At 69.5% G+C, this 2,838-nt stretch carries 2 protein-coding genes and 1 pseudogene; 2 read left to right on the forward strand and 1 reads right to left on the reverse strand.

Annotated elements, in window-relative coordinates; genetic code table 11:
• Positions 1–83: 83 nt before the first annotated feature.
• Both queA and tgt read left to right on the forward strand, forming a co-directional pair.
• Positions 84–1,016, forward strand: a pseudogene (gene queA / locus RMO04_RS15540) (tRNA preQ1(34) S-adenosylmethionine ribosyltransferase-isomerase QueA); the annotation flags it as partial.
• Positions 1,016–2,131 (forward strand): tRNA guanosine(34) transglycosylase Tgt, encoded by a 1,116-nt coding sequence (gene tgt / locus RMO04_RS15545; protein ID WP_309645681.1) that lies wholly within the window; start codon positions 1,016–1,018, stop codon positions 2,129–2,131. The pseudogene queA and the gene tgt, both read left to right, overlap by 1 nt.
• On the opposite strand, the gene RMO04_RS15550 is transcribed toward tgt, so the two are convergent.
• A complete protein-coding gene (locus tag RMO04_RS15550; protein ID WP_309645682.1) occupies positions 2,116–2,700 on the reverse strand; it encodes a hypothetical protein in 585 nt (194 codons plus the stop codon). The genes tgt and RMO04_RS15550 overlap by 16 nt on opposite strands.
• Positions 2,701–2,838 lie beyond the last annotated feature (138 nt).

Genomic DNA, 2,838 nt, shown 5'->3' on the forward strand with positions numbered 1-2,838 from the left:
AGCCGTCCAGCGCGAGGGTGAGAGCCGCCGGTGCAAGGTCGCCTCGACCACGATGTCGGAACCCTCCCGCGTGCGCCGGCCAACTTCGGGCCGGCGACGTGCTGGTGTTCAACGACACCAAGGTCATTCCGGCGCGGCTGAAGGGCCGGCGCACGCGGGAGGGTTCCGACATCGTGGTCGAGGCGACCTTGCACCGGCGGCTCTCACCCTCGCGCTGGACGGCTTTCATGCGGCCGGGCAAGCGGCTGTCGCCCGGTGACCGGGTGCATTTCGGTTCGATGACCGACCGCGCCTGCCTGCTGGGCGCCCTGGACGCCACGCTCACCGAGAAGGGCGAGGGCGGGGAGGTGACGCTCAACTTCGACTTGGCCGGCCCCGATCTGGACGCCGCCATCGCCGAGCGGGGCGCCATGCCGCTGCCGCCCTATATCGCCGCCAAGCGGGGCGAGGACGAGCGTGACCGCGCCGACTACCAGACGGTCTATGCCGACGAGGAAGGCTCGGTCGCCGCCCCGACCGCCGGCCTGCACTTCACGCCGGAGCTGATGGCGCGGCTGTCTGGGATGGGTGTCGGCCTGGCCTTCGTCACGTTGCACGTGGGCGCGGGCACCTTCCTGCCGGTCAAGACGGAGAACCTGGCCGATCACCGGATGCACGCCGAATTCGGCGAGGTCGACGCGGAGACGGCCCAGACCCTCAATGCCGCCAAGGCCGCGGGCGGGCGCATCGTTTGCGTCGGCACCACCTCGCTCCGGTTGCTGGAGAGCGCCACGAACAAGGACGGGGTGATCGGGCCGTTCGCCGCCGAGACGGCCATCTTCATCACGCCCGGCTATCGCTTTCGCGCCGCCGACGGGCTGATGACCAACTTCCACCTGCCCAAGTCGACCCTGTTCATGCTGGTCAGCGCCTTCGCCGGGCAGGAGACGATGAAGCAGGCCTACGCCCACGCCATCGCCACCGGCTATCGCTTCTACTCCTATGGTGACGCCAGCCTGCTGTGGAGCGCCGCCTGATGGCCGCCTTTCCCTTCGTGATCGCCGCCACGGACGGCGCGGCCCGGACGGGGGTGCTGAAGACCGCGCGGGGCGACATCCGCACGCCCGCCTTCATGCCGGTCGGCACCGCCGCCACCGTGAAGGCGCTCACCGTCGAACAGGTGGCCCAGACCGGCGCCGACATCATCCTGGGCAACACCTATCACCTGATGCTGCGGCCGACGGCCGAGCGGGTGGCGCGACTGGGCGGGCTGCACAGGTTCATGCGGTGGGACAAACCCATCCTGACCGACTCCGGCGGCTTCCAGGTGATGTCGCTGTCCAAGATCGCCAAGGTCACGGAGGAGGCCGCGGCCTTTCAGAGCCACATCGACGGCTCGCGCCACGTCCTGACGCCTGAGCGGTCTATCGAGATCCAAGCTGACCTGCTGGGATCCGACATCGTCATGCAACTGGACGAGTGCGTGGCGTGGCCGGCCGAGGAGCAACGCGCGGCGGAGGCGATGCGGCTGTCGGCCCGTTGGGGCGCGCGCTCAAAGGCGGCGTTCGGCGAGCGGGAGGCCCAGGCCCTGTTCGGCATCCAACAGGGCTCGACCTTCCAGCATCTTCGCCAGGAGTCCTCCGAGCGGCTGATCGAGACCGGCTTCGACGGCTATGCCCTGGGCGGCCTGGCGGTCGGCGAGGGTCACGAGGCGATGTGCGAGGTGCTGGACTACGCGCCTGCCATGCTGCCGCGCGACAGGCCGCGCTACCTGATGGGCGTCGGCAAGCCGATCGACCTTGTGGAAGCCGTGGCCAGAGGCGTCGACATGTTCGACTGCGTCCTGCCGACACGGTCCGGCCGCCACGGCCAGGCCTGGACCTGGGAGGGCTCGATCAACCTGAAGAATGCCCGGTTCGCGGAGGACGACAGCCCTCTGGACGAGACCAGCGACTGCCCAGCCTCAAGCCACTACTCCAAGGCCTATCTGCATCATCTGGTGAAGGCGCAGGAGATCCTGGGGCAGGTTCTGCTGTCCTGGCACAACATCGCCCACTTCCAAGCCCTGACCGCCGCCATGCGCGCGGCCATAAGCGAGGGCCGCTTCGAGGCCTTCCGCCGGGACTTCAAGGCGCGTCAGCGGATCGGGTAGCGCGGCTTCAGCCCCTGCTCCGGGACCGGTGTGCCGGCCAAGGTATGGGACGGTGTGGCGGGGGGATTGCAGCCCTTGGCCTCGCCAAGTCCCTTCAGATAAGCGCGCCGAACGCCGCCGGCGGTGATCGCGGCGGCCACGAGGTTGTCGTGACGCTCGGCGCCGGACAGCTTTCGCACCCAACCGCGGAACGGAATGATGTCGGAGGTGGCGCTGGCCACCGCGCCCAGGGCCGCGTCACGGCCGCGGACCTGCACGCTCTGGTCGGCGTCGTCGGGTTCGTCCAGATCGTCGCCCATGGCCTCATTGATCGGCTGGATCAGTGCGACCAGCCGCGCGCAGGTGCTGGGCGAAGGGCGTTGATAGGGGTCGGCCAGCGCCTCCAGCAGCACGGCGGGAATCTTGGTGCGCAGAAGGTTCACATCGCGCAGCGGCGCCGCGACCGCGCCCTCGATGCTCTCGCGCTTGGCCTCGGACGTGGTCTGGATCTGGCCTGATCCGTCGGCCGGCGCGGTCATGCAGGCGCTGAGCAGGAACAGGGCGGGGAGGAGCAGGGGGGATGCACGCATACGCGCACCTTAGTCTCGGCCCAGGGGCGATGGAAAGCGCCAGCCGGTCTTGCCCCGACGCGGACGCCCGCCTATGGTCCGCGCCGCTTCGCCCGGCGCCTCTAAAGCGCCGCGCTAAGGGCCGGTAGCTCAGTGGTA

Origin of the sequence: Phenylobacterium sp. (genome assembly GCF_031412415.1) — a bacterium.
GTDB lineage: Bacteria > Pseudomonadota > Alphaproteobacteria > Caulobacterales > Caulobacteraceae > Phenylobacterium.